The organism is Burkholderia sp. ABCPW 14 (assembly GCF_001523835.1).
GTDB lineage: Bacteria > Pseudomonadota > Gammaproteobacteria > Burkholderiales > Burkholderiaceae > Burkholderia > Burkholderia mayonis.
In genome coordinates this window covers 1-526 of record NZ_LOVS01000120.1, presented here as the reverse complement: position 1 = coordinate 526, position 526 = coordinate 1, and the positions used below count along the sequence as shown (strand labels likewise).

At 65.2% G+C, this 526-nt stretch carries 1 protein-coding gene; it reads left to right on the top strand.

Features of this window, described 5'->3' with window-relative positions; all coding sequences use genetic code 11:
- Positions 1–526 (top strand): DUF2827 family protein (locus WS62_RS19120; RefSeq protein WP_156441046.1); only part of this gene is annotated, 526 nt, incomplete at both ends.

Here is a 526-nt window from a genome sequence, read left to right as displayed (position 1 = left end):
TCGCTGTTCGTGCGCGGCGCCGGCCAGTCGCTGTGGGAGAACGGCATTTTTCAGAACTGCCTGCTGCTCGTGCTGCTGCTGCGCCAGTCGCCGCTCGTCGCCGAAGCGGTGATGATCAACGGCGGCGCGAACGACGCCGATCCGCAACTGATGCTCGGCAAATGGAACGTGCCGCTCGTCTCGATGGACGAGGCGATGACGCGCTGCGACGTGGTGATCGAGATGAGCGCGCAGTTCAACGCCGGCTGGATCGCCGCGTATCAGCAGCGCGGCGGCAAGGTCGTGACGATGCGTGTCGGCAACGACTACGTGATCGACATCGAGCGTGCGATCTTCGACAAGCCGTCCGGCTTCCTGTTTTCGGGCGCGCGCTACGACGGCGTCTGGACGATTCCCGAATTCGAGCACTCGTGCGGACACTACCTCGAATCGGGGCTGCGCAGCCCGGTGACGATCGTGCCGCACATCTGGCATCCGCTGTTGTTCGACAAGGCGCGCGCGACGCTCGGCCCGGGCCTCGAATTCG